The following is a 22,626-nucleotide window of genomic DNA, read 5'->3' as shown; positions in this document are numbered from 1 at the left end:
TCATGCATAACGCCGCTCAACATTCCGTCGTCTCCGACGCGCTCGCCGGCTTCGCCGTCGCCGCGCTGCCCGCTTCGGCCGAGTCCGCGCTCGGCGCCGCGCGCGACGCGCTCACGCACGCCCGCCTGCTCACCGATCCGGCGACGCGCTCCACCGCGCAGATCACCGCACTGCTGCAATCGCAAGGCAGCGCGACGACCGACTCGCGCACCCGCGCCTGGATTCTCGGCACATCGCTCGCGACCCAGGCCGCCGCGTCGCCGGCAATGCCGGTGCTCGCCGCCGTAATCGCCACCGGCGACAAGCTCGGTTCGTCCGAAAGCGATGCGATCGCCGCCGTCGCAATCGGTACCGAAGCCGCCACGCGCATTCTCGCCGCGGTCGATAGCGACGAGTTCCGCGCGCGCTGGAACGTGGCGTCGTCGGTGGGCCTGCTGGGTGCGGTGCTGGCGGTATCGCGCCTGCTGCGCCTCGACGAAGCGCATACGCGTCACGCGCTCGGCATCGCGGCAACCCAGGCAGCGGGACTCGCGCACAACGCGGACCACGCAATGGAAGCGATCGAGATCGGCAAGGCCGCGGCGGACGCGCTCGAAGCCGCGATGATCGCGAAGCACGGGTTCACGAGCGCGGCCGCGTCGATCGACGGACGGCGTGGCTTTGCCGCGCTGATGGCGTATCGTTTCGACGCCTCCGCCATTACCGACGCGCTGGGCACGCGCTGGACTTCGCTCGACTGAGCGACGCGCTTCGCCCGGTGTGCCGGACACGGCGGGCGAAGTCGTCACCAGCCGTCTTGCTGAACGCGCTCGACGCCTGACCGGCCACAACACGGAAAACCCAATATGACCAACAAGCGAATGATCAAAGCCTCGCTGCTCGCGCTGTTCTCGCTCGGCGCCGCACTGGGCGTGGCACTGGGCGACGCCAACGCGCAGACGCCCGCCTCCCAGCCTTCGGCCGGCGGCCTGCCGGCGCGCTCGCCGTTCGACATTCCGTACGGCATGCCGATCAGCCTGCAAAACGCCAATCAGGCGCTCCAGGCCGCTGAAGCCGAAGCCGCCCGGCACGGCTGGCCCGAAGCCATCGCGGTGACTGATCCGAGTGGAGAGCTCGTCGCGTTCGCGAAGATGGACGACACGCAGAACTCGTCGCCGAACATCGCGCTGCGCAAGGCCGCGACCGCTGCGCGATTCCGCCGCGATACGCGCACGTTCTATAACGGCTTCGAAGCCGGCCATACCTATTCGGCGACGCTCGATCCTTCGGTGGTCGCCTCGCCCGGCGGCTATCCGCTCGTGATCGGCGGCAAGATCGTCGGCGCGATCGGATGCAGCGGCGGCAGCGGCGATCAGGATGCGGATATCTGCAAGGCGGGCGCGGACGCGCTGAAGTAGGCGTACGGCTCGCTGTTTCCACGTGGAGTGCGGCGCTCCGATGGCGGGCACGAACCGCATTGATCAGGATACCTTCTTAACGAACGGAGCAGCGTCTCATGGATGACAAACCCGCGGCGGCGTCAACGACGACTTCCATCGTTCCATCACGGCGCCGGTTCCTGATCAACACCGTCGCAGTCTTGCCGGTGGCGGGCAGCCTCGCAGCGTGTCAACGCCCCGCCGACGCCGTGGCGTCGGCGTCGGGCGAGGCCGGCACGGACAGCGCAAGCCCGGCCGCGTACCAGCCAAAGTTTTTCAAGCCCGACGAATGGCGTCTGATTCAGGCGGCGATCGACCGCCTGATTCCCGCCGACGCGGAAGGACCGGGCGCGCTGGAACTCGACGTCGCGGCATTTATCGACAGGCAGATGGAAGGCGCCTTCGGCCATGCGGCGGGCTGGTACATGAAGGGTCCGTTCCATCCGGACGCCACACCGCTCGCGGGCTATCAAAGTCCGATGTCGCCGCGCGACCTTTACCGCACCGGCATTGCGGCGCTCGACGGCTATTGCAAGGCGCACTTCGGCGGCAAGGGTTTCGTGCAGTTGAGTGCCGCGCAGCAAGACGCGCTGCTGCATGGCATGGATACCGGCAAGGTCAGATTCGGGCAGACCTCTGCCGGTCATTTCATCGCGCTGTTGTGGCAGAACACGAAGGAAGGCTATTTCTCCGACCCGATTCACGGCGGCAACAGACACGCCGCAAGCTGGACCATGATCGGTTTTCCCGGCGCGCGCGCCGACTATCTCGACTGGGTCGCGCAACCCGGCAAGGTGTACCCGCTCGGTCCCGCGACGATAGAAGGCAAAACATAGCGTGATCCTTATCTAACCGGTTTCAGCGCAGCACCACATAAAACACACGCCAGGAGGAGACACATGGCGAATATCAGTCAACCCAAAGTGGACGCGGTAGTCGTTGGCATGGGCTGGTCCGGCTCGATCATGGCGATCGAACTGGCGGACGCCGGCCTTACCGTGGTCGGCCTCGAGCGCGGCGAGAACCGCGACACCTATCCTGACTTCGCGTATCCGAAGATCGCTGACGAACTGACCTACGTGCAGCGTTACAAGCTGATGCAAAGCCTCGCGCACGAGACCGTGACGATCCGCCGCCAGGCGAACGAGGTCGCGTTGCCGCTGCGCCAGTACGGCGCATTTCTGTTCGGCGACGGCGTGGGCGGCTCGGGCGTGCATTGGAACGGCTTCACCTATCGCGCAACCGACGCCGACCTGAAACTGCGCAGCCATTACGAGCAACGCTACGGCAAGCAGTTCATTCCCGACGACATGACGATTCAGGACTGGCCGGTCAGCGCGGCCGAGCTCGAACCGTTCTACGACCGCTTCGAGTACGTCGCGGGCACCTCGGGCAGGGCGGGCAACCTCAATGGCCGGCCAATCAGCGGCGGTAACCCGTTCGAGGCGCCACGCTCGCGCGACTACGCGTTGCCGCCGTTGCCCACCGCGTATCCGTCGATGCTGTTCGAGCAGGCCGCGCGTGAAGTCGGCTATCACCCGTATCCAACGCCCGCGTCGATTGCATCCAAAGCCTATAAGAACCCATATGGCATGCAGTTAGGGCCGTGCAACTTCTGCGGCTATTGCGAGCTGTTCGGCTGCTACATGTTTTCGAAAGCGTCGCCGCAAACGTGCATTCTTCCGGCGCTCGCGAGAAAGCCCAATTTCGAATTGCGCGAGCGCTCGGCGGTCATCAAGGTCAATCTCGACCCGACCGGCAAGCGCGCAACCGGCGTCACCTACATCGACGCGCAGGGACGCACGGTCGAGCAGCCGGCGGATATCGTCGCGCTCTGTGCTTACCAGATGCACAACGTGCGCCTGCTCCTGCTATCGGGTATCGGCAAGCCGTACGATCCCGCTACCGGCGAAGGCACCGTCGGCAAAAACTACGCTTATCAGAAGAACAGCAAGATTCCCGTCTTCTTCGACAAGGACGTCGCGATCAATCCGTTCATCGGTTCGGGATCGGGCGGTGTGGTCTATGACGATTTCAATGCGGACAACTTCGATCACGGTCCGGTGAATTTCATTGGCGGTGCGATCACGTTTGCAACCGTAACGGGCGGCCGCCCGATTGCGCAGGCGCTGGTGCCGCCCGGCACGCCGAAGTGGGGATCAGGCTGGAAGAAGGCAGTGAAGGATCACTATCTGCATTCGTTCGCCATCTCCACGCAAGGCTCCGTGATGTCGTACCGCGACAACTACCTCGATCTCGATCCGACCTACAAGGATGCGTACGGGCTGCCGTTATTGCGCATGACCTTCGACTGGAAAGACAACGAGGGCCGCATGACGCAGTTCGTCAGCCACAAGGCCGCCGAAGTCGCGCGCGCGATGAACCCGAAGCCGGCATCGGTTGCCATCAATGCGGGCAAGCCGGGCGATCACTTCGACGTCGGCCCGTATCAGAGCACGCATACGACCGGCGGCGCGATCGCGGGCGACCGGCCGGATAACAGCGTGGTCAACAAATATCTCCAGTCCTGGGATGTTCCGAACGTATTCGTGGCGGGCGCCTGTTCATTTCCGCAAAATCTCGGCATCAATCCGACCGGCACGATCGGCGCAATGACGTACTACGCGGCGAAAGCGATTCGCGAGACCTATCTGAAGAATCCCGGCCCGCTGGTCGAGGCATGAGCGGCCATCATGAACATGATTCCCGACCGCTTGAAGCAATACCTGATACCCGTGTTTGCGCTGATCTGCAGCGGCACGCCCGGCGCTGCGAACGCGCAGGCGCCCGGCACCGTGCCCGCGCCGACGACGGTCGACGCGCAACTGGCTCAAGGCGCGTATCTCGCGAAAGCCGGCGACTGCGCGGCCTGTCACACGGCGAACAAGGCGCAACCGTTCGCCGGCGGCCTGCCGCTTGCGACGCCCTTCGGTACGCTCTATTCGACCAACATCACACCGGACGCATCGACCGGCATCGGCAGCTATAGCTATGACGACTTCGCCACGGCGTTGCGCCAGGGTATCGCCAAAGACGGCCATCGTCTCTATCCGGCCATGCCGTATCCGTCGTACGCAAAGATCGACGACGCCGACATGCACGCGCTGTACCGCTATTTCACGCAGGGCGTCAAACCCGTCGAGCAAACCAATCGTGCCTCGGCACTGCGGTTTCCATTCAACGTCCGCGTGTTGATGTCGATATGGGACCGCTGGTATGCGCACGATCATCCGGCCTATCGGGCGGACCCGCACCAGAGCGTCGAATGGAATCGTGGCGCGTATCTGGTGCAAGGGCTCGCGCATTGCGGCGCATGTCATACGCCGCACGGCATGCTCGGGCAGGAAACCGCGCTCGACGACAAGGACAACACCGTGTTTCTGTCCGGCAATACGCTCGCGGGCTGGTACGCGCCAAACCTGCGCGGACACCCGCTGCAGACATCCGACAGCAGCAAGGTATCGGGCAAGGCGGACCTCGTCGCCTACCTGCGCAGCGGACGTCTGCACGACGGCGCGGCGTTCGGTCCGATGACGGAAGTCATCGACGACAGCACGCAGTATCTTCACGACGACGATCTGAACGCGATTGCAACGTATCTGACGTCGCCGGCTTTGCAGGCGCGTGCGACGCCGACGGTCGCACCGCAGACGACTTATACGGACCGGACGGCGAGCGCGCTCAGGGCGGGTCACGTCGATTCAGCCGGCGCGCGTCTCTATCTGGACAACTGCGCCGCCTGTCATCGCACCGACGGCACGGGCGCGATGCCTGCGTTCCCGAGTCTGAACGGCAATGCCGCGGTGCTCAGCGACGATCCGGCATCGCTGATTCATATCGTCTTGAGCGGCTCGCACATGCCGTCCACGGCAGCGGCACCGACGCCGCTCGCCATGCCCGATTTCGGCTGGCGTCTGACCGATCGGCAGATCGCCGATCTACTGAGCTTTGTCCGCGGTAGTTGGGGAAATCGCGCGACCGATGTTTCCGCCGCCGAGGTCGCGAAGGTTCGCGCCGTGACGGTCGGCGCAAAATAGACTCGCGATGCCCGCGTCGTAATTGCGCGTAAGACGTGAGCAACCGAAGCTCAGGGCATCGACCGATGCCCTGAGCTTTGCGTGTGGAACAGCAAACAGCAGCGCGCCTAGAACTTGTGATGGATCGCGATACGCGCCACGGCCTGATGATTGTTCGACGAATCGCCGAGACTGCCGATATCCGCGACCGCCGCGGCACCCGTTGAACTCGTGCCGCTCGCGGTCTGGAAAGTGCCGAGGAAGTAGACGTCGGTACGCTTGGACAGGGCGTAGTCGATCAGTAGCGAGAACTGGTTGTACTTCTGGTCACCAATGTCGCCTCTGACTGCATTGCCCTTCGTATAGTTGTATTCACCCGCGATCGACAGCGCCGGCGTGAATCGATAGAGACCGTTCAGTTCATAGCTGTTGAAGGTTGCGCTCGCGCCACCGAATGCGCCGATATTCATGTATCGGGTATTCGAATACACCGCGCCGATTTTTGCCGGGCCGAAATCATACGAACCGCCTGTCGTGATGATTTGCAGCGAGTTGGCCGGCTTCGTGCCGAGATAGCCCGAATTCAGCGAATTGAACGTCGTGGCGCTGGCGTTGCTATTCAGGATCGAGCCCAGCGCCGACGGATTCCGGAACAGTTCGTACGCAACGGCGATTCCGACCGGTCCGTGTCCATAGTTCGCGCCGAGGCTGTATCCGCTCGACTGCGAAACCTCGCCCGCCACGCCGCCCAGACTCACCGTGCCGCCGAAAGTCAGACCGTTGAAATTCGGGCTTGCGTACTTGACCGTGCTGTTCGCGCGGAACGTATGATTGACGTTGTCGAGGTCGCCCGGATGCTCCGTGGTCGAACCGCCGTATGCCGCGGCAAAGCCGTAATTGCCGACGTAATCGTTGATGCTGTCGTACTGGCGGCCCAACGTGACGGAGCCGAGCGAACTGCTGGCAAGACCCACGAAAGCCTGCCGGCCGAATGCGGTGCCGCCCTGCCCGAACGCGCCCGTGCTGACGTTGATGCCCGACTCCAGCACGAAGATCGCCTTCATGCCGCCGCCCAGATCCTCGGCGCCCCGCAGGCCCCAGCGGCTGCCCTGCGTGCCCGCGTTGGAATCGATCGAGAACTGCCGGCCGCCCACGTTCTTGCCGTTCACCACGTTCTTCGCGTTCGTGTTGATCATCACACCTTCATCGAGAATGCCGTACAGCGTCATCGTGCTCTGCGCATGCGCGCTCGCGGCAAAGGTGCTCAATATCGACAATGCAAAAAGCGACTTCCTCATTTTGTCTTCTCCACCAGGTCATGATTTATTTGTGAGTGAAACCATCCGATATGTTGTACTAATCAATCTGATCGTTACTGCATAAGCAATCCTCCTACGAAACCCTCGCCCTCGGGTTCGACGCCGGGTGGGACTGGCGACGGCGCGTGTGGTTTGCGCCGCCGGCCTGGTCAGGCATTGGCCGGGCGCTGGTCAGCCGGCGCTCAGCCTAGAAAGGCGCCGCCGTTCGCATGAATCGCCTGTCCCGTCAGATAGCGTGCTGTCGGGCCGCATAGAAACTGCACGAGGCTCGCGACTTCGTCGGGCTGGCCGCGCCGGCCGAGCAACGTGGTGCGTTCGGCGTGATGCGCAGGTTCGGTATTGCCCGCCGAGCCCCCGCGCACGGTCGCAATCAGACCGGGCACGACGCAGTTGACGGTGATGCCGTCCGGACCCAGGTCGTGCGCGAGCGCGCGCGTCAGACCGACGAGTCCCGCCTTCGCGGCAATGACGTGCGCGCGGCCGGCCGAACCGGCATGCGCGGACATGCCGCCGATATTGACGATCGCGCCGGCCTTCGACTGCCGCAGATAGGGCAGCGCCGCGTGCGCGCAAAGATACGCGCCGTCCAGAATCACCGACATCACTTCGCGCCAGCGCGCAAAATCCAGTTCCGCGAACGGCACTTCGCGGCGTACCGCGGCGTTGTTGACGAGAATGTCGATCTGCCCGAAATGGTCAATCGCCGCTTCCATCAGACTTCGCGCGCCTGCCGGTTCGCTGACGTCGGCCAGATGCGCGGCCGCGCGGCCGCCCGCCGCTTCGATCTCGCGCACGACTTCGGCGGCCTCGGCGGCGGAACTGCGCGCATTGACGATCACCGCATTGCCCGCCGCCGCGAGTTGCAACGCGATCTCGCGGCCAATATTGCGCGCCGCGCCGGTGACGACCGCGACGCTGCTGACTTCTCCTTTCATGAATGCACTCCCAGTGATTTCGTTGATAGCGTGGGTTTCGCGCCGGCTTGCAGCGGCCGGTCAGGGCGAATCCAGAACGACAGCCCGATACCCACCAGCAGCAGCGCGATCGACATGACGAACGGCAGGCGGTAGCTGCCCGTCATGTCGGTGATCAGGCCGAACGCGACCGGCGACACCACGGCCGCGAGTCCGGCCGCCGTGCTGATGAAGCCGCTCGCGACGCCCGCGAAGGCCGGCGCGATATCCATCGGCACCGCCCAGATCGGGCCTTCGGTGGATTCGAGACAGAATAGTGCAGCGGCCAGACACAACGCGATCACGGTGCGGTCGCGCACGAACAGCACGCATGTGAGAAACAGCAGCGAGCCCGCAAAGCCCATGATGATCACGTTGCGGCGCGCCGTATTCAGATTGCCGGTGCGGCGGTAGATCGCATCGGTCAACAGGCCGCCCGCCGTATCGCCGACCACGCCGGCGAGAAACACGCCCGACGTGAACAGCGCCGTGCTCTTCAGATCGATCCCGTACACGCCGACAAAGAAGCTCGGCAGCCAGCTCAGATACAGCCACAGCGTCCATGCGTGGCAGAAGAACACCAGCGTGACCGGCAGGATGCGCCGGATCAGCGCCCACCACGGCACCGCCGTGCGATGGCGCGGGCCGGCATACGGCGGCAACGTGTCGACTTCGCCGGCAGTGATCGACGGATGCGTGCGTGGGTCGTCGCGGAAATACAGTGCCCAGACCACCACCCAGATCGCGCTGACGCAACCGAGCGCGATAAACGCGCCGCGCCAGCCGAGCAGCGGAATCAGCAGCACGATCAGCGGCGGCGTGACGGTGGCCGCCGCGCGCGCGGCCGAGTGCGTGAAGCCTTGCGCGAAGCCCCGTTTTGCCAGCGGAACCCAGTTGGCCATTGCGCGCGTGGCGTTCGGAATCGTGCCGGCTTCGCCGAGACCGACCAGCGCGCGCGAGAGCACCAGCGTCGCGAGGCCGCCTGTGACACCGGTCGCGAGCGTGCCGAGCGCCCACAGAATGCCGGAGAACGCCAGCATCCGGCGCGGTCCGATCCGGTCGCCCAGATAACCGTTGACGACCTGAAAAATCGCATAGCAATAGCCGAACGCCGAGAGCGCGATACCAAGCTGCGTATTCGACAGATGCATCTCCGACTTCAGCAGCGGCGCCGCAATGGAAAGGTTCACGCGGTCGACGTATTCGATGAAATACATCGCGCAGATCAGCAGAAAAACCCTGCCTGTCGTACCGGTGAACATGCCTGCTTTCGATTTCATCGCGAACCGCCCTGCCGGTTATCGTGTTGCATGGTTTGCTCCTTCATTTTCGATTGTCGCGGACGCCCGTCAACATGCGACGCGGATCGTTCGGAATACATAGAGTCACTGCCGCAATGCCCGGTGCGCGGTTTCCGGCGCCCACTTCACGCAGAACAGACCGACCAGATAGATCAGCGAAACCGCGGTGATCGCGAGCGGATAGGAACCGAACATCGCCGCGAGCGCGCCGACAATCGACGGTCCCGCCGCGCCGAGGACGCGGCCGAAGCTGAAGGCGAATCCGGAACCGAGCGCGCGCTGCATCGTCGGAAACATTTCGGGCAGCCAGATCGTGAACAGCGAGAACACGCCGCTTGTGAAGAAGCCGAGCAGCGGCAGTGTGATCAGGAATAGCGGCAGGCTTTTCAGCAACACCACAATGCCGAAGTACGAGGCGACATTGCAGATCAGCGCGCCGGAGAAGAACACGCTGGCGACCGATTTACGACGCGGAATCCAGCGCACGATCCACGGCATCGCAACGCAACCGGCGAGCGTGCCGACGCTCAGGATCAAGCCGCTCAGCGAGCCCAGATACTGCGCATCGGCGACGGATGCGCCGCCCGCGCGCTGCCACGTGATCACGAGCGTCGGAATCCAGAAGGTCGACGACCACAGGCCGAATATCAGGCACGTCATCATCAGCGCGGCCGACCACGTGGTGCGCGCCATGTCGCGCGCGAACAGGTCGCGCACACGCGCACGCGGCCCCTGCACGCGACGCTGTTCCTGCCAGCGGCGCGACTCCGGTACGCCGAGCCGCAGCCAGATGGTCAGCAACGCGGGTGCGCTGCCGATCAGAAACAGAACCCGCCAGCCGCCCAGCGGCAGAATCACCAGCGCGGCGGCGGAAGCCAGCAGAAAGCCGATCGGCGTGCCGGTGTGCAGCCAGCCCGACAAACGCTCGCGCAGATGCTCTGGCACCGACTCCTGAAGCAGCGGCGCGCCGGCGGCCCATTCGCCGCCTATGCCGAAACCCGTCAGGAAACGGAAGATCGCGAACGATACGATGCCGGGCGCGAGCCCACAAGCGCCGGTGAAGATCGAATAAATGAGGATGGTCGCGCACATGGTAGGGACGCGGCCGAATCGGTCCGCGCACCAGCCCCAGAACATCGAGCAGGCCCAGCCGAGCATGAAGAGGCTGAACATCAAGCCGCCGAGCCGTGCAATATGCGCGTGATCGGCCACGAAGCCGCTTTTGGGCAGCAACTCGGTCAACGCGGGCACGATGACGTAGATGTAGATGGCGTTGTCGAAACCGTCCAGCATCCAGCCCGCCCATGTGGCGATGAACACGCGATACGGGCGCGCTACTACGACTGCCAGGTCGATCGAACTCGACATCTCGTCTCCTGAATCCACGGTCCGCCGCGTTCGTGGGTATCGCAGCCTGTTTTTTGTCGACAATGATTTCGCCAACGCGCACGCTGTCGGCGCGAGGACGCGACGATGGACGCATGAAACCGCAATCGCCAAAGTGCGGAATCTCATTGTACATATTGTCGACAATACGCAAATAGTGGCAAGTTCTAGTTGCGCGCTCGTGCGGTGAATAGTATGTTGTCGACAATCTTCAAGACGCAATGTGCGTAGTACACTGCCCGTTTTCCTCATACAGGCCCGTCCATGCCCCGCCCCACCAGTTCGCTCGAGTTGCTTCGCTCCGTTACGCTGTCCGGTCTCGTGCAGGAGGAGATCCTTCGCCGGATCAAGACTGGCGAGCTCGAGGCCGGCATGAAACTCAACGAGATGGATCTCGCCGAGCATCTGAAAATCAGCCGCAGTCCGGTGCGCGAGGCGTTCCGCGCACTCGAGGAAGCCGGTCTCGTGTGGCTCGAAAAGAATCGGGGCGTCTACATCCGCGAGATTTCCGATGCGGAAGCCGCCGAACTCTATGAAGTGCGCGCCGGACTCGACGAGTTGGCCGGCCGGCGGCTGGCGTCGCGGATCACCGACACGCAGTTGCAGGATCTGCACGCCATGCTCGATCAACTCGAAGCCAGCTCGATCCATGGCGAGCTGAATAATTACTTCACGTTGAACATTGCGTTTCATGACCGGCTGATGGAACTGTCGGGCAACGCAACAATGCTTGGCCTGTACCGGCAGGTGGTCAACCGCATGCATCTGCTGCGCCGCCGCGGCTTCTCCATTGCGGGCAGCTCGCAGGCGTCGCACACCGAACACCGGCTGATTCTCGACGCACTTGCAAGGCGCGACCCCGAAGCCGTCGCGCAGGCCATGCGTCAGCACGTGCAGGCGGGTTTCCAGCGCGCAATCGCCGCGCACAACGCCGACGACACCGCGTCCGCAGCCGAAGTCCCTGCTGGCGAAGCGGCGCAAACCACCCTCGCCGACGGTTCGCGCTAGCAACGCTAGCAAGCCCCACGCTTTGCAAACGCGCAGCACAGCGGCGCACGCATTTCAATACCGACTCGGAGCGGTCACCCATATGAGCGTTGAAAAACCAGAAGGACCCGGCGTCATTGCCGAAAAACTGGGCGCCTGGATCGCCGATGTGCATGCGTCTGCATTGCCGGACCGGACGGTCGAAATCGCCCGTCTGCTGCTGCTCGACGTAACCGGCTTGTGCATTGCCGGGCGCGGCGAATCCTATGTCCGGGCGACGCTGCAGGCCACCGATCCGGGCGGCGCGTGCACGGCGCTCGGCCACGCGGGCAGCTTCAGCGCGTTCGATGCGGCGCTGATCAACGGCACCGCCGCGCACGGCGAAGACTATGACGACACCTTTGAAGGCGGCCCGGTGCATTCGGGTGCCGTGGTCGTGCCCGCGGTGCTCGCGGCCTGCGAACGCGAAGGCCTCGGTGGCGAAGCATTGCTACGCGGCATCGCCGTCGGCGCGGAGTTGATGTGCCGGCTGAGTCTCGTCGCACCGCGCGCAATTCATAGCGCCGGTTTCCATCCGACCGCCGTGATCGGCGCACTTGCGGCAGCCGGCGGCGTCGCGGCCGCGCTGCGCCTGGAGGCACGGCAAACCACGTCGGCGCTCGGTATTGCGGGCAGCATGGCGGCGGGGATCATCGAGTATCTGGCCGAAGGCACGTCGACCAAACGCATGCATGCCGGCTGGGCCGCCCAGTCGGGCATTCGCGCGGCGCTGATGGCGCGCGGCGGCTTCGACGGCCCGCGCACCGTGCTCGAAGGCAAGCACGGTTTCTTCAAGGCGTTCGCGCCGTCTCGCGCGCCGGATTTTTCGCCGGTGCTCGAGACGCTCGGCGAGTCGTGGATCATGGAAACGATCGCGTTCAAGCCCTATGCGTGCGGGACCATGACCCAGCCGTATATCGATTGCGCCATCGCACTCGCGGAGCGCGGCGTGCAGGCGGAGCAGATTCGCGACATCGTGTGCGAAGTCGGCGAAGGCACGGTGCATCGTCTATGGGAAGAACTCGCCGTCAAGCATCGGCCGCCGACCGCTTATGCCGCGAAATTCAGCACACCGTTCTGCATGGCCGTGGGTTTCTTCGATCGCAAAGCGGGCTTCGGTCAATTCACCGAAGCCCGGATTCACGATCCCGCGGTGCTCGCGCTGGCCGGCAAGATCCGCTACGTGATCGACCCGGATAACGAGTATCCGGACAATTTCACCGGCCATCTGCGCGCCACGCTCAACGACGGCACCGTGCAGGAAGTGCGTCAGCCGCATATGCGCGGCGGTGCGCGCGAGCCGCTGACGGGCGCCGAACTCGCGCAAAAATTCGTCGACAACGCGCAGCACGGCGGCTGGAACGCCGCGCTCGCCGACGAGGCGCGCGGATGGTGCGAAACCGTGTTCGGCGAGCCGGCCCTCGGCACGATCGCACGGTTCCGGCAATAGCCGATCAGTCCTGCAAGCCGCGCACGTTCCGATAGGAACAGCGGCTCGAATCGACAAGGCGCACGCGAAATTCGACCGGCTGGTCCTTGAACGTGTAAGCCGTGCGCTCGATGCGCAGCACCGGCGCGCCCACTTCAATGTTGAGCGCGCGCGCCGCTTCTTCGTCGGCGGCCGCGCCGCCCAGGTCTTCCACCACGCGCACGACTGAAATCCCGAAGTGCTCCTGGTAAAAACCGTAGATAGAGCCGCGCCGCGCTTCGAACTTTCCTGCGTCGAGGTCCGGAAACACGTCGAGTGGCATCCACAAGCGATCGAGCATGACCGGAACGTCGTCATGCAGCCGAAGATTATCCGCAGTGGCAAGCCGTGCGCCGCGCTCGAGCCTGAGCGTCGAGGCGAGCGCCGGGCTCGCGCGCTCCTTGCCAAAGCGCAGCAGGCGCGCGGTCACCTTCATCAGCTCGCCGGTCGTATCGACAAAGCTGAAGTACTGGTCGAACGCGTGTTCGTCGGCGAACTTCGCGACGATCGTGCCGCGCCCCGCGCGGCGAATCAGCAGGCGCTCGGCCACCAGTTCTTCGACGGCGCGGCGGATCGTGCCGATGCCCACGCCGAATTCTTCGGCCAGTTGCGGCTCTGCGGGGATCTTGTCGCCGGCCGTCCATTGGCCGGTACGCAGGCGCTCGAGAATACGGGCGCGGACGATTTCATAGAGCGGTTGCTCTCCCGGAGTACGAAATCCTGGCATTCAGGTCAGTGTCAGAGTGAAGAGAAAGAAGTCGGAACGAGCCGCTCGAACCGCGATGAAATGGCCGCGAGCGCACGTACGACATGCGCCGCCCCGGCCCGATTCGCAGCCCGCACGGCGAATTCTCCGAAGGATACAGGATCGACACCTATATGCGTCACCGCGACCGTGCCGGGACACGCCGGAACACCACAGGAACCGGCGCCCGGCGGCAATCGGCATCAACCCGAACCTATCCATTAATTCGAATCATTCGAATGATTCGATTGACTGAAAACGCATGCCGTCCTAGACTGATCTTCATCGCGCAGGCTCGCGCGCTTACATCAAAGGAGATGGACCATGCCGAATTTCATCAAGCACATCGCATTCAAGGTCGAAGACGTCGAGAAAGAGCGCGCGTTCTATGAGAACGTGTTCGGCTACAAGCATGTGAATACGGTGCGCCGCAAGGGCAAGAACGGCGATCACATTTCGCATCACCTGACCGACGGCTATATGGATCTGACGCTGATTCACTACGAGTCGTCTGATTCGGATGAAGCCGATTTCGCCGGTCCGGCGCCGTGCATTCATCACATCGGCATGGAAGTGGAAGACCTCGACGCGTTCATCGAGCAGATCAAGGAAAACGGCGGCGAGATCCTCACGGCGCCGGGTCATCTGCCGGTCAAGTTCCGCTCGCCGAACGGCCCGGTTGCCGAAGTCGTGCCGATGCAGCGCTGGGAAAAGAAGACACTCGCGGCCGGCGTGCACGGCGAAGTACTCGAGTAAAACGTTCCGGCTCGCATCAAACCAATTCATAGCGAGCTGTTCGACGTACGGCGTCGCGGGCGCCATTCCCGCGACGCCGCGACACAAGGCGCAACGGCACGTGTCGTTGCGTAGTCGCAAGAAGGAGACACGATGGAATCGATCCGCCGGCGCAGCCGCTTTTCCGCGACCACAGGCGTACTGGTTGTCCTGTGCATCATGTCGTTCCTGATGTACGTGGACCGCACGAATATCTCTACTGCCGCTCTCGCGATCCGTCGCGATCTGCATCTGAGCAATTCACAGCTTGGCATCGTGTTTTCCGCTTTTGCGCTGACCTATGCGCTCGCGATGATTCCGGGCGGCTTTATCGGCGATCGCCTCGGCGCCCGCAAGATGCTTGCGGTGTGCGGCGTGCTGTGGGGTCTGGGCACGCTCCTGACCGGCTTCGCCGGCGGCCTCGCGACACTGCTGCTGGCGCGCTTCGTCGTCGGGCTGGGTGAAAGCCCGATCGTGCCGGCCTCGGCTCGCGCGCTGACCGCGTGGATGGAGCCCGAGCGCCGTGGATTTTCACAAGGCATCACGCATGCGTGCGCCCGGCTCGGCAATGCATCCACGCCGATTCTCGTGGCTGGCCTGATCACCGCGTTTTCGTGGCACATCGCGTTCATCCTGCTCGGCGCGGCGAGTCTTGCGTGGGTCGTCCTGTGGGTCTGGTATTACCGCGACAATCCCGCCGATCATCCGGGTATCACGCCGGAAGATATCGCACGGCTGCCCGCGAAGGTCGGCAAGACGCGTGTGCCGATGCGTTGGGCGCCGCTATTGCGCGCGCTTTGGCCGGCTACTGTGGTGAGCTTCTGTCACGGCTGGATACTGTGGTTCTTTCTGAACTGGATGCCGTCGTTCTTTGCGCAGGCGTATCACCTGAATATCCGGCATTCAGCCGTCTTCAGTTCGGGAATTTTCTTGAGCGGCGTCGTCGGCACCACGCTGGGCGGCTGGCTCAGCGATCTGATGTTCAGGAAGACCGGCAACATCCGCCGATCGCGCCAGACGCTGATCACCATCGGGTTTCTCGCACCGATCGTGTTCTTCGTGCCGATGTTCCTGCACCCGTCGGCGACGCTCGCTGCGTTCTCGCTGGCTGCCGCGCTGTTTCTCTCCGAACTCGTGACCGCGCCGCTGTGGGCAGTCGCGATGGACCTCGCGCCCAATCACGCGGCAACGTCGAGCAGCATCATGAACACCGGGCTTGGGATTGCGGCTTCGGTGTCGCCGCCGCTCGTCGGCTGGCTGGTCGATACGATGCATTCATGGGAGCCGGTATTCGCGCTGTCGATGTTCTTTCTCGTGCTCGGACCGATTGCCGCGCACTGGATTCGCCCTGACCGCCCGTATCTCGGCGAGCCGGAAGCGGAGACGGAAGAAGCGGGCGGTTTTGCGGCACAGATGGACGCTTATTGAATTGACGGTGTGCGGGGTGGGGCGACGTGTTCGATGTTTGGAGCGGTTGTTCGAACGCGGTTGCCGCGAGCGTCGAGCGGATAGAAAAAACCCCGCACGAAGGCGGGGTTGGTGTTCACGTTCTTTGGCTGCGAAGGCTTAGAACGGAATATCGTCGTCCATCTCATCGAAGCCGCCGCCAGCCGGCGCGCTCGGACGGCTCGCGCCACCGCCGGCGCCGCCACCGCTGCCGCCACGCGAGCCACCACCGGACGCCGCGCGACCACCGCCGCCGCTGCGCTCCGACGGTTCACCGCGGCTATAACCACCTTCGTCGCCGCCACCGCCCATCGAGCCGCCGCGGCCGCCCAGCATCTGCATCTGCTCAGCGACGATTTCGGTCGAGTAACGGTCGGTGCCGTCTTGCGCCTGCCACTTGCGGGTACGGATGCGCCCTTCCAGGTACACCGACGAGCCCTTCTTCAGATATTCGGACACGATTTCCGCGAGGCGGCCGAAGAACGACACACGGTGCCACTCGGTCGCTTCCTTCATTTCGCCGGACGCCTTGTCCTTGTACCGATCCGTCGTTGCAAGGCGGATGTTCGCCACTGCGTCGCCGCTCGGAAGATAACGGACTTCCGGATCGGCTCCGAGATTGCCGACGAGAATGACCTTGTTCACGGATGCCATGAGTTTCTCCTGTTGATTCCGTTACGGGCGGCGCGGCAATACACGGTTCGCGTTTCAGGGCCGGCGGGCCCGAGACCGGAACTGCGCCTCTGCCCGCCGCCGGGTGAGTTCTGGATGAGTTCGGGATGCGCCGTATTACGCTTTGCGCGGCGGCTGTTTCATCTTTGCGGCGATTATAAGCCAGCAAAAGACGAGCCCCGAACAAGTGAAGAACACAGCGCTCTGACCGTCCGCCTTCAGCAACCAGCCGCCGACCACCCCGCCCAGCGCAAGACCGATCGACTGCGTGGTGTTGTACACGCCGGCGGCCGCGCCCTTGCGGGTTCCGGGCGCCAGCTTCGACACCAGCGAAGGCTGCGAAGCCTCGAGAATATTGAAGCCGAGAAAGTACACAAAAAGGATCGCCGCCACACTCAGAATCGTATGCGGAGCGACGCCCAATAACAACTGTCCGATCAGGATAAGAGCGATTGCCGACAGCAGCACGATTTTCATTTTGCCGCGCTTTTCCGCGGCGATGATCGCCGGCACCATCATCACGAACGAGAGGCCCATGACCGGCAAATACACTTTCCAGTGCGACGCGACCGGCAGACCACCGGCTTCGAGAATGCGCGGCACGACGAGGAACAACGCGGTTTGCGTCGCGTGCAGCACGAGCACGCCAAAATTCAGCCGCAGCAATTCGACGTTGTGCAGCACTTCGGCGAACGGCGCGCGCACGTGCACCGGTTTGGGCGCATCGGGCACGATCCACAGCACCACGCCGACGGCCAGAATCGAGAAGATGCCGACCAGCGTGAACAGGCCGCTCATGCCGACCCATTGGAACACGATCGGCGCGCCGACGATCGCCACCGCGAACGACACGCCGATACTGCCGCCCACCATCGCCATTGCCTTGGTGCGATTTTCTTCGGCGGTCAGGTCGGCGATAAACGCGATCACCGCGGAGGACACCGCGCCCATGCCCTGAATCACCCGGCCGACGATGATCCACGTCATATCGTGCGCGCCCGCCGCCACGAAGCTGCCGAGCGCGAAGATCAGGAGGCCGGTCGCAATGACCGGTTTGCGGCCAACCTTGTCGGAGACCCAGCCGTAGAAGATGTAAAGCATGGACTGCGTCACGCCGTACGCGCCGAGCGCGATACCCACCAGCAGCACGTTGTCGCCGCCGGGGATGGTCTTCGCGTAGATCGAGAACACCGGCATGATCATGAAGAGACCCAGCATGCGCAGCGCGAAGATCGCGGCAAGCGACACGGTCGCGCGCAGTTCAGGCGCGCTCATGCGTGAGGAAGTGGCGGACGGATTGGACATCGGGAGCGTTCTTTGAATGAGCTGGGCGGCACACCGCGGGCGGGCACAGCGGCAAGGCGGCCACGAACCGCGCGGCTTGCCGCAGGACGGCGGGCCGGCATGCGGCGCGGCGTTGAGCGGACAGCCCGGCATTCCCGCTGGTGCCTCGCGGTTGCCCTGCGGTTGCCTCGCGGTTGCCTTGTACTCGCGGAAAACGGCCCCAGTTAGACCTCTTGCCCGCGACGCTGGATCGCTGCCTTACAGCTCGCTTCGACGCCTCTTCAGGCTGTCAGGAAGCCGTAACGGCGGTCTTGAAAAGTCGTTATAGTAGCAGGTTTAGCCTCTTCCTCTTTCCGCCAGTTCATGGAATAAATCCGTGGAACAAATCCGTATTCGTGGGGCTCGCACCCACAACCTGAAGAACGTCAACCTCGACCTACCCCGTCACAAGCTCGTTGTCATCACGGGCCTTTCAGGCTCGGGCAAATCGTCGCTGGCGTTCGACACGCTCTATGCGGAAGGACAACGGCGCTACGTCGAAAGTCTCTCCGCCTATGCGCGCCAGTTTCTGCAATTGATGGAGAAGCCGGACGTCGATCTGATCGAAGGCCTGTCGCCGGCCATCTCGATCGAGCAGAAAGCGACCTCGCACAATCCGCGTTCCACGGTCGGCACCGTCACCGAGATTCACGACTATCTGCGTCTGCTGTTCGCACGGGTCGGCACGCCCTACTGTCCGGACCACGAAATTCCGCTGGAAGCGCAAAGCGTCTCGCAGATGGTCGACGCAGCGCTCGCCCTGCCGGATGAAACGAAGCTGATGATCCTCGCGCCCGTGGTGGCGAACCGCAAAGGCGAGCACGTCGAACTGTTCGAGGAAATGCAGGCGCAAGGCTTTATCCGTTTCCGTGTGCGCTCGGGCGGCGGCACCGCCAATGAAGGCGTCGCGAAAATCTATGAAGTCGACTCGCTGCCGAAACTGAAGAAGAACGACAAGCACACCATCGACGTGGTCGTGGACCGCCTGAAAGTGCGCCCCGACATGAAGCAGCGTCTGGCCGAATCGTTCGAAACGGCGCTGCGTCTTGCCGACGGCCGCGCGATCGCGCTCGAAATGGATACGGACAAGGAGCATCTGTTCAGTTCGAAGTTCGCCTGCCCGATCTGCTCGTACTCGCTGCAGGAACTGGAGCCGCGCCTCTTCTCGTTCAACAACCCGATGGGTGCGTGCCCGGAATGCGACGGCCTCGGCCAGATCACTTTCTTCGATCCGAAGCGGGTGGTCGCGCATCCGTCGCTGTCGCTCGCGGCGGGCGCGGTGAAGGGCTGGGACCGGCGCAACCAGTTCTACTTCCAGATGCTGCAAAGTCTCGCGGCGTTCTACGAATTCGATATCGACACCGCCGTCGAGGACCTGCCGGAGAAGGTCCGCAAGATCCTGCTGTTCGGCTCGGGCAAGCAGGAAATCCCGTTCTCGTACATCAACGAACGCGGCCGCACTTCGGTGCGCGAGCATGTATTCGAAGGGATCATCCCGAATCTGGAGCGGCGTTATCGCGAGACCGATTCGGTCGCGGTGCGCGAAGAGCTCGCCAAGTATCAGAACAACCAGCCCTGCCCGGCCTGCGCCGGCACGCGGCTGCGCCGCGAAGCGCGCTTCGTGCGGATCGGCACGGACAGCGACGCGCGCGGCATCTTCGAAATCAGCGGCTGGCCGTTGCGCGACGCGCTCGGCTATTTCCAGACGCTGCGCCTGGAAGGCTCGAAGCGCGAGATCGCCGACAAGGTGGTCAAGGAAATCGTCGCGCGGCTGATGTTCCTGAACAACGTCGGGCTGGACTATCTGTCGCTGGAGCGCAGCGCGGAAACGCTGTCGGGCGGCGAGGCGCAGCGCATTCGCCTCGCCTCGCAGATCGGCTCGGGGCTAACCGGCGTGATGTACGTGCTGGACGAACCGTCCATCGGCCTGCATCAGCGCGATAACGACCGGCTGATCGCCACGCTCAAGCATCTGCGCGACCTGGGCAACTCGGTGATCGTCGTCGAACACGACGAAGACATGATCCGCATGGCCGACTACGTGGTCGACATGGGACCGGGCGCGGGCGAACACGGCGGCATGGTGATCGCCGAGGGCACGCCCAAACAGGTGCAGGCGAACGCGGCGTCGATGACCGGGCAGTACATGTCCGGCGCGCGCAACATCGAGTTCCCGGACGAACGCAAGGCGCCGGACGAGCGGCGTCTGCGTATCGTCGAGGCATATGGCAACAATCTGAAGCATGTGTCGCTGGATCTGCCGGTCGGCTTGCTGACCTGCGTGACCGGCGTGTCCGGTTCGGGCAAGTCCACGCTCATCAACGACACGCTGTATCACGCGGTCGCGCATCACCTGTACGGTTCGGCCACGGAGCCGGCGCCATACGAATCGATCGAGGGCCTCGAACACTTCGACAAGGTGATCAACGTCGACCAGTCGCCGATCGGCCGCACGCCGCGCTCGAATCCAGCCACCTACACCGGCCTCTTCACGCCGATCCGCGAACTGTTCGCGGGTGTGCCGGCGGCGAAGGAGCGCGGCTACGAAGCCGGCCGCTTCTCGTTCAACGTGAAGGGCGGCCGCTGCGAATCCTGTCAGGGCGACGGCGTGCTGAAGGTCGAGATGCACTTCCTGCCGGACGTGTACGTGCCGTGCGATGTCTGTCACGGCAAGCGCTACAACCGCGAAACGCTGGACGTTCAGTACAAAGGCAGGAACATCAGCGAAGTGCTCGACATGACGGTGGAGAACGCCTATGAGTTCTTCAAGCCGGTGCCGGTCGTCGCGCGCAAGCTGAAAACCTTGCTGGACGTCGGTCTGGGCTATATCCGGCTGGGCCAGTCGGCCACCACGCTCTCGGGCGGCGAAGCGCAGCGCGTCAAACTATCGTTGGAACTGAGCAAGCGTGATACCGGTCGCACACTATACATACTTGACGAACCGACTACCGGCCTGCACTTTCACGACATCGCGCTGCTGCTCGAAGTGATTCACAGGTTGCGGGACCAGGGTAATACCGTCGTGATCATCGAGCATAATCTCGATGTAATAAAAACCGCGGACTGGGTCATCGACCTCGGACCGGAAGGCGGAGCGGGCGGCGGGCAGATCGTTGCCCAAGGCACGCCGGAACAGGTAGCGAAGTCGAAAGCAAGTTTTACCGGTAAATACCTGGCGCCTCTGCTGAAACGCGCGGCCAGCAAAAAGTAACGCGGCACAACTCGGGTTGGGGACGAATAAGCCATGACCAAGCGGAATCAGGCGAGCGAAGACGGGCAAGTGCAGGACCTGCGCCCACGCCCGGTCAGGCTGACTAGCGACATGAGCCTGCCGAGGTTGTCGGCAGTCGAAATCGGCAGTTACGTGGTGATGCTGTTCGGCATGTGGGCGGTCATCGAACTCAAGCTGCTCGGCGCGTTGCTCGCCGGGCTGCTGGTGTTCCAGCTGGTCCACACTATCGCGCCGCGTATCGAGCGTCACATGTCGAGCAGGCGGGCACGCTGGCTCGCCGTGGTGATTCTCGCCACGGTGATCGTGGGCGCGCTGACGGGGCTCACGCTCGGCATCATCGAGCATTTCGAGAACGACGTGCCGAGCGTGCAGAAGCTGCTCGATCAGGCCATGCAGCTGATCGACCAGGCGCGCGGCCGGATTCCGCAATTCGTCGCCAACTATCTGCCGGTCGATACCGAGCAGATGAAGACCAGGGCGGCGGAGCTGATGCAGACGCACGCCAACATGCTGCAGCAAAGCGGCAAGACCGCGGCGCGCGCATTCACGCATATCCTGATCGGCATGATCATCGGCGCGATCATCGCGGTCGGCGCGCAGAAGCATATGCAGCGGCTGCCGCTGTCCACGGCCTTCGTCACGCGCGTGACACGTTTCGCCGATGCGTTCCGCCGTATCGTGTTCGCCCAGGTGAAGATTTCCGCGATCAACGCGGTCTTCACCGGCATCTTCCTGCTGGTGATCCTGCCGATCTTCCACGACACGCTGCCGCTGTCCAAGACGCTGGTGCTGGTCACGTTCATCGTCGGCCTGCTGCCGGTGATCGGCAATCTGATCTCGAACACGATCATCGTCGCGGTGGCGCTCTCGGTGAGCTTTCCGGCGGCGGTCATGTCGCTCGTGTTCCTGATCCTGATCCACAAGCTCGAATACTTCCTGAACGCGCGCATTGTCGGCGGGCAGATCGAGGCGCGCGCGTGGGAACTGCTGATCGCCATGCTCATCATGGAAGCGGCGTTCGGCATTCCCGGCGTGGTCGCGGCGCCGATCTTCTATGCGTACATCAAACGGGAATTGATCTACTTGCGGCTGGTTTGAGCCGGCAGGCGGCGCGGCCACGCGAACCAGAGCGGCACTTCGGTGCCGCTTTTTTTTATGCTCGGAAGTCGATGCCCGCATTCAGCGACAACGTGCGGATCGTCCGGCGTCACGTAATCCGCGTATCGATACTCCCAGTAGCGGCGATTGAGCAGGTTGCCGATCGCCACGCGGAACTTCGCGTCGGCGCCGATACGCGGCCCCGGCACATACGGCACCGAGTAAGTCGCGTGACCCGCCACCACGAACCGCGGCGCGCCGGCCACACGGTTGCCGTTGTTGGCCGCGCCCTTCTCATTCTTGGTGTTGATCCAGATGAGATCTCACCGGGCCGCGATGATGCAGAGGATTCATGCGAACTGTAACTTCGATATGCGGCATTTTGTCGCATATACCTGGTCTACCTTCGAGGAAAGCCTTGCTGGCCGGACCGCCTGGAGAAACGGAAG

At 63.5% G+C, this 22,626-nt stretch carries 18 protein-coding genes and 1 pseudogene; 11 read left to right on the top strand and 8 right to left on the bottom strand.

All coding sequences use genetic code 11. From position 1 onward, the window contains the following. Window positions 1–2: 2 nt before the first annotated feature. The 5 genes from BXE_RS01855 to BXE_RS01835 all read left to right on the top strand — a co-directional run bounded on the left by BXE_RS01855 (window position 3) and on the right by BXE_RS01835 (window position 5,455). A complete protein-coding gene (locus BXE_RS01855) occupies window positions 3–740 on the top strand; it encodes an MmgE/PrpD family protein (protein WP_011486734.1) in 738 nt (245 codons plus the stop codon). Window positions 741–845: 105 nt separating this feature from the next. Further along, the gene (locus BXE_RS01850; protein ID WP_011486733.1) at window positions 846–1,397 is read left to right on the top strand and encodes a GlcG/HbpS family heme-binding protein; all 552 of its coding nucleotides are present in this window, start codon (window positions 846–848) and stop codon (window positions 1,395–1,397) included. Between the two features lie 98 nt (window positions 1,398–1,495). Beyond that, entirely contained in the window at window positions 1,496–2,254 is a 759-nt protein-coding gene (locus BXE_RS01845; RefSeq protein WP_011486732.1) for a gluconate 2-dehydrogenase subunit 3 family protein, read from the top strand. A gap of 63 nt (window positions 2,255–2,317) precedes the next feature. Beyond that, entirely contained in the window at window positions 2,318–4,102 is a 1,785-nt protein-coding gene (locus BXE_RS01840; RefSeq protein WP_011486731.1) for a GMC family oxidoreductase, read from the top strand. A gap of 9 nt (window positions 4,103–4,111) precedes the next feature. Next, a complete protein-coding gene (locus BXE_RS01835) occupies window positions 4,112–5,455 on the top strand; it encodes a cytochrome c (RefSeq protein ID WP_011486730.1) in 1,344 nt (447 codons plus the stop codon). A gap of 107 nt (window positions 5,456–5,562) precedes the next feature. Here the strand turns inward: BXE_RS01835 and BXE_RS01830 are convergent, their stop codons facing one another. From BXE_RS01830 to BXE_RS01815, 4 genes are all read right to left on the bottom strand, one after another. Then, the gene (locus tag BXE_RS01830) at window positions 5,563–6,732 is read right to left on the bottom strand and encodes a porin (RefSeq protein ID WP_011486729.1); all 1,170 of its coding nucleotides are present in this window, start codon (window positions 6,730–6,732) and stop codon (window positions 5,563–5,565) included. A 203-nt stretch (window positions 6,733–6,935) separates the two neighbouring features. After that, on the bottom strand, window positions 6,936–7,688 hold the full coding sequence (locus tag BXE_RS01825) for an SDR family NAD(P)-dependent oxidoreductase (RefSeq protein WP_011486728.1): 753 nt from the start codon (window positions 7,686–7,688) through the stop codon (window positions 6,936–6,938). After that, window positions 7,685–8,986 (bottom strand): MFS transporter, encoded by a 1,302-nt coding sequence (locus tag BXE_RS01820; protein WP_011486727.1) that lies wholly within the window; start codon window positions 8,984–8,986, stop codon window positions 7,685–7,687. Before BXE_RS01820 ends, BXE_RS01825 begins: the two co-directional genes overlap by 4 nt. Window positions 8,987–9,091: 105 nt before the next feature. Then, window positions 9,092–10,375, bottom strand: a complete 1,284-nt coding sequence (locus BXE_RS01815; RefSeq protein ID WP_011486726.1) for an MFS transporter — start codon at window positions 10,373–10,375, stop codon at window positions 9,092–9,094. Window positions 10,376–10,657: 282 nt separating this feature from the next. Here BXE_RS01815 and BXE_RS01810 point away from each other — a divergent pair, with 282 nt between their 5' ends. Both BXE_RS01810 and BXE_RS01805 read left to right on the top strand, forming a co-directional pair. Then, a complete protein-coding gene (locus BXE_RS01810) occupies window positions 10,658–11,401 on the top strand; it encodes an FCD domain-containing protein (RefSeq protein ID WP_011486725.1) in 744 nt (247 codons plus the stop codon). Between the two features lie 82 nt (window positions 11,402–11,483). Continuing rightward, window positions 11,484–12,869 (top strand): MmgE/PrpD family protein, encoded by a 1,386-nt coding sequence (locus tag BXE_RS01805; RefSeq protein ID WP_011486724.1) that lies wholly within the window; start codon window positions 11,484–11,486, stop codon window positions 12,867–12,869. Between the two features lie 4 nt (window positions 12,870–12,873). On the opposite strand, the gene BXE_RS01800 is transcribed toward BXE_RS01805, so the two are convergent. Further along, window positions 12,874–13,614, bottom strand: a complete 741-nt coding sequence (locus tag BXE_RS01800) for a GntR family transcriptional regulator (protein WP_007179390.1) — start codon at window positions 13,612–13,614, stop codon at window positions 12,874–12,876. 342 nt (window positions 13,615–13,956) lie between these two features. On the opposite strand from BXE_RS01800, the gene BXE_RS01795 reads away from it, so the two are divergent. Beyond that, window positions 13,957–14,388: a VOC family protein gene (locus BXE_RS01795; RefSeq protein ID WP_011486723.1), complete on the top strand. Its 432-nt coding sequence runs from the start codon at window positions 13,957–13,959 to the stop codon at window positions 14,386–14,388. A gap of 132 nt (window positions 14,389–14,520) precedes the next feature. Next, a complete protein-coding gene (locus BXE_RS01790; protein WP_011486722.1) occupies window positions 14,521–15,834 on the top strand; it encodes an MFS transporter in 1,314 nt (437 codons plus the stop codon). Window positions 15,835–15,972: 138 nt separating this feature from the next. Here the strand turns inward: BXE_RS01790 and BXE_RS01785 are convergent, their stop codons facing one another. Both BXE_RS01785 and BXE_RS01780 read right to left on the bottom strand, forming a co-directional pair. Next, a complete protein-coding gene (locus BXE_RS01785) occupies window positions 15,973–16,506 on the bottom strand; it encodes a single-stranded DNA-binding protein (RefSeq protein WP_011486721.1) in 534 nt (177 codons plus the stop codon). Between the two features lie 135 nt (window positions 16,507–16,641). Further along, a complete protein-coding gene (locus BXE_RS01780; RefSeq protein WP_041743926.1) occupies window positions 16,642–17,829 on the bottom strand; it encodes an MFS transporter in 1,188 nt (395 codons plus the stop codon). Between the two features lie 355 nt (window positions 17,830–18,184). On the opposite strand from BXE_RS01780, the gene uvrA reads away from it, so the two are divergent. Together uvrA and BXE_RS01770 are read left to right on the top strand one after the other, a co-directional pair. Beyond that, the gene (gene uvrA, locus BXE_RS01775) at window positions 18,185–21,058 is read left to right on the top strand and encodes an excinuclease ABC subunit UvrA (protein ID WP_011486720.1); all 2,874 of its coding nucleotides are present in this window, start codon (window positions 18,185–18,187) and stop codon (window positions 21,056–21,058) included. Window positions 21,059–21,091: 33 nt separating this feature from the next. Continuing rightward, window positions 21,092–22,177, top strand: coding sequence for an AI-2E family transporter (locus BXE_RS01770; RefSeq protein ID WP_011486719.1), 1,086 nt, complete (start codon window positions 21,092–21,094; stop codon window positions 22,175–22,177). A 55-nt stretch (window positions 22,178–22,232) separates the two neighbouring features. Here BXE_RS01770 and BXE_RS01765 read toward each other — a convergent pair. Further along, window positions 22,233–22,500: pseudogene (locus BXE_RS01765) on the bottom strand (TonB-dependent siderophore receptor); the annotation flags it as partial. Window positions 22,501–22,626: the final 126 nt, after the last annotated feature.

This window comes from Paraburkholderia xenovorans LB400 (assembly GCF_000013645.1).
Taxonomy (GTDB): domain Bacteria; phylum Pseudomonadota; class Gammaproteobacteria; order Burkholderiales; family Burkholderiaceae; genus Paraburkholderia; species Paraburkholderia xenovorans.
Note: the sequence above shows the minus strand (reverse complement) of the source record. Positions and strands in the feature narration are given on the sequence as shown.